We start from the raw sequence: 2,654 nt of genomic DNA, 5'->3' as shown, positions 1-2,654 counted from the left end.
TGCTCTCAAGCGGGCTCGCTACCGCTCGCACCAATGCTGGGTCGGTCATATCGGCGCTGCCGCTCACCTTGTACCGCATCGATGTTTCTCTGCCTACGCCGGGTCCGGCCGCGGGCCTGAAATGCTCCTGAGAAACAAGTTCACGGCTGAGGCATTTATGCAGTTGCGCGTCGTTTGCCCGCTGCTGGCCCCTTTCGAACCTGATCAACCTCTGGGGCGGTGCCACGCCATCGGGCACCTGGGAGATCTGGCTGCCGGTCGAGCCCGGCCGCGTGCGGCCGCTGCTCCCCGCCGCCCCCTCGAACCAAGGATCGGGCTCGTGACGAACACCATCGCGTCGCCTTCGCTGCGTCCGGACTTTCACCGCGACTCCGCCTCGATCTCCGCAGCCGAGGGTCGTCTTCTCGCCGAGCGGGTCCGGCAGTGCGTGCCGCTGCGACATCCCGCCTTCGGCAAGCTGCTGCAGTTGCTGTCGCTCGAGGCCACCGACGCCGTGCCCACCGCGGCGGTGACGGTCGGCGCGCGCTCGCGGCTGCTGATCAACCCGGCATTCGTCGCTGAGCGCTGCCGCACCGACGCGCACCTGTCGATGCTGGTGATGCACGAGCTCTACCACGTGCTGCTCAGCCACACCCGGATGTACCGGCGCCCTACCCTGGCCGCCAACTGGGCCTTCGACTGCATCGTCAACGCGCAGCTGTGTCGGCTGCACCCCGACGTCGAGTTCACGTCGTTCTTCTCGGCCGGCGCGGCCGCCGAGGGGCCCTGGAGCCTGCTCGGCCCGCCCGCGGGATGGCCGGCCACTCCCGGCGTTCGGGTCCGACGACGGGCCCTGGGTGAGCCGCCCGGTCGAGACCGAGGCCTTCACGCCGCTGCCGCAGGCCGGGGATCGCCGCGCGCAGCTGCATCGCCTGATGTGAACCGAGCCGCTGTGGTGGCACGGGGTTCTGCATCACGCGGAGCGAGAGCCGGCGGGCCAGGTGACGGTGTATCTGGACGTCTCGGGGTCGATGTCCCCGTGGCTGCCGGTCCTGCTCGAGGCGCTCACGGAGTCGGCTGCGTTGGTGCCGTGGCCGCTGTTCGGCTTCTCGACCGAGGTGCACCCCGTCACGCGTTCGGAGCTCGCGTCCAGCCGCTTCCGTTCCACCGGCGGCACGCACATCGCCAGCGTGGCGCGGCACCTCGCCGAGTCGCGCGTGGGCCGGGCCGTCGTGATCACCGACGGCGACGTGCAGGAGATCCCCTCGGCGCTGGCCGACCGGCTGCGTCGCGCCAAGCCCCGGGTGCGGGTCGGTCTGCTGGACGGCTGCAGCGGAAGCTTCTGCGCGCAGATGGAATGGCCGGTCGCCCGCGTGCCGGCGCTGGACGAGCCTGGCCGCTGAACCCCGGTTGCTTCTCTTGGCCGGAGGCGACAAGTCGAGTCAGTCGAAGGACATCCAGTTGGCTATCAGGTTGGCCAGAAGCTTCAAGGAGTAGTACGTCATGCCCCGTGCCGCAAGCAAGACTATCAAGACACGGACGACACCCTACGACGTCGCGGAACACCTGCGCACGCCCGAGGAGATGGCGGCGTACCTCGACGCCTGGCTCGAGGAGGCGCCGGATGACGCAGCAGGTATTGCAAAGGCACTCGGGGACATTGCCCCAGCCAAGGGCATGAGCCAAGTCGCCAAGGATGCCGGTCTTAGCCGCGAGAGTCTCTATCGGGCCCTGAGTGCCGATGGCAATCCGAGCTTCGCCACAGTGCTCAAGGTTGCGCATGCACTAGGGGTCAAGTTGCAGGCAGAGGCGGCGTAGCCGTCGCAGCGATACGATGCCTGACTGGTCGCTGCAGCGGAGGCTTGACCCAGCCGCCCGCGCGCTGACGCACGCGGCCGTCTGCCCCACGCGCCGCTGAACCAAGACGTTAGGCGGCACAAGCTACTTGGGTACACGTCCCAACCGGCCTACTTGAGGCCGGCGCAGCTGGCACCAAGCCACCGGGAGCTGAGTTCAATCCGCACCGGTGCTCCGCTCCTGGGAACGCTGGTCACTATCGCCCCCGTCACCTTCTCCGGCGATTCAGCGACGAACTCGGCATGAACGGTTCTGCCGTCCGAGCACTTGCGGTCGGCTACCCACTTGTTGCCACTCGCAACCGGCGGCTTCACCAACTTGCACGAGTCGTCATCGTCTTGGTCGCCACCCTTAGCCAACTGCTCGAGGTCAGCCTTCGTCACGCAATCCTTTGCCACCACCGGGCGCGGAAGCATCGCGCTCTTGGTCGTCGTTTCCCAAGCGCCGTTCTTCACTGCCAAGGTCTGCGCTTGGACAAGTACGGGCAACAGTGCCAGCAACCCGAGCACACGTGGCATATCGTTCTCCTTGCGAGGCGCCCCGTAATCCTACGCCTATGCCGCCGAGCGGCCATCCCACATCTGCAAGCCAGCCTACGTTCCCCGAGTACCACCTGACCCTTCGCGAGCCGACCCTCTTATCAACGCCAGCGGCCATCCCAAAGCGGGCTGGACCCACTTTGCGCCGCCGCTCATGCTGGCCGGCTCGATCATGGAGCGCGGCGGCATCTCGCAGCAGCTGATCGACTTCTCCGACTCGCTGGTGGGCTGGGCACCGGGCGGGCTCGCCTGCGCGGTGATCGTGGCCTCGATGTTCTT

Annotated in this window: 4 protein-coding genes and 1 pseudogene; 4 read left to right on the top strand and 1 reads right to left on the bottom strand. The window is 67.5% G+C overall.

All coding sequences use genetic code 11. The features are described 5' to 3' along the window. Positions 1–121: 121 nt before the first annotated feature. The 3 genes and pseudogenes from IT540_RS20875 to IT540_RS20635 form a co-directional block, all read left to right on the top strand. Positions 122–643 (top strand): annotated as a pseudogene (locus IT540_RS20875) (hypothetical protein); the annotation flags it as partial. A gap of 286 nt (positions 644–929) precedes the next feature. Continuing rightward, the gene (locus IT540_RS20640; RefSeq protein WP_366030464.1) at positions 930–1,382 is read left to right on the top strand and encodes a vWA domain-containing protein; all 453 of its coding nucleotides are present in this window, start codon (positions 930–932) and stop codon (positions 1,380–1,382) included. Positions 1,383–1,482: 100 nt separating this feature from the next. Beyond that, positions 1,483–1,797, top strand: coding sequence for an addiction module antidote protein (locus IT540_RS20635; RefSeq protein ID WP_291181762.1), 315 nt, complete (start codon positions 1,483–1,485; stop codon positions 1,795–1,797). Positions 1,798–1,946: 149 nt separating this feature from the next. Here IT540_RS20635 and IT540_RS20630 read toward each other — a convergent pair whose 3' ends face one another. Next, a complete protein-coding gene (locus tag IT540_RS20630; protein ID WP_291181761.1) occupies positions 1,947–2,354 on the bottom strand; it encodes a DUF3617 family protein in 408 nt (135 codons plus the stop codon). A gap of 175 nt (positions 2,355–2,529) precedes the next feature. On the opposite strand from IT540_RS20630, the gene IT540_RS20870 reads away from it, so the two are divergent. After that, a partial coding sequence (locus tag IT540_RS20870) for a TRAP transporter large permease subunit (protein ID WP_366030462.1) occupies positions 2,530–2,654 on the top strand: 125 nt, incomplete at its 3' end.

It is taken from the genome of Hyphomicrobium sp. (assembly GCF_020852195.1).
Lineage (GTDB): Bacteria > Pseudomonadota > Alphaproteobacteria > Rhizobiales > Hyphomicrobiaceae > Hyphomicrobium_C.
Note: the sequence above shows the minus strand (reverse complement) of the source record. Positions and strands in the feature narration are given on the sequence as shown.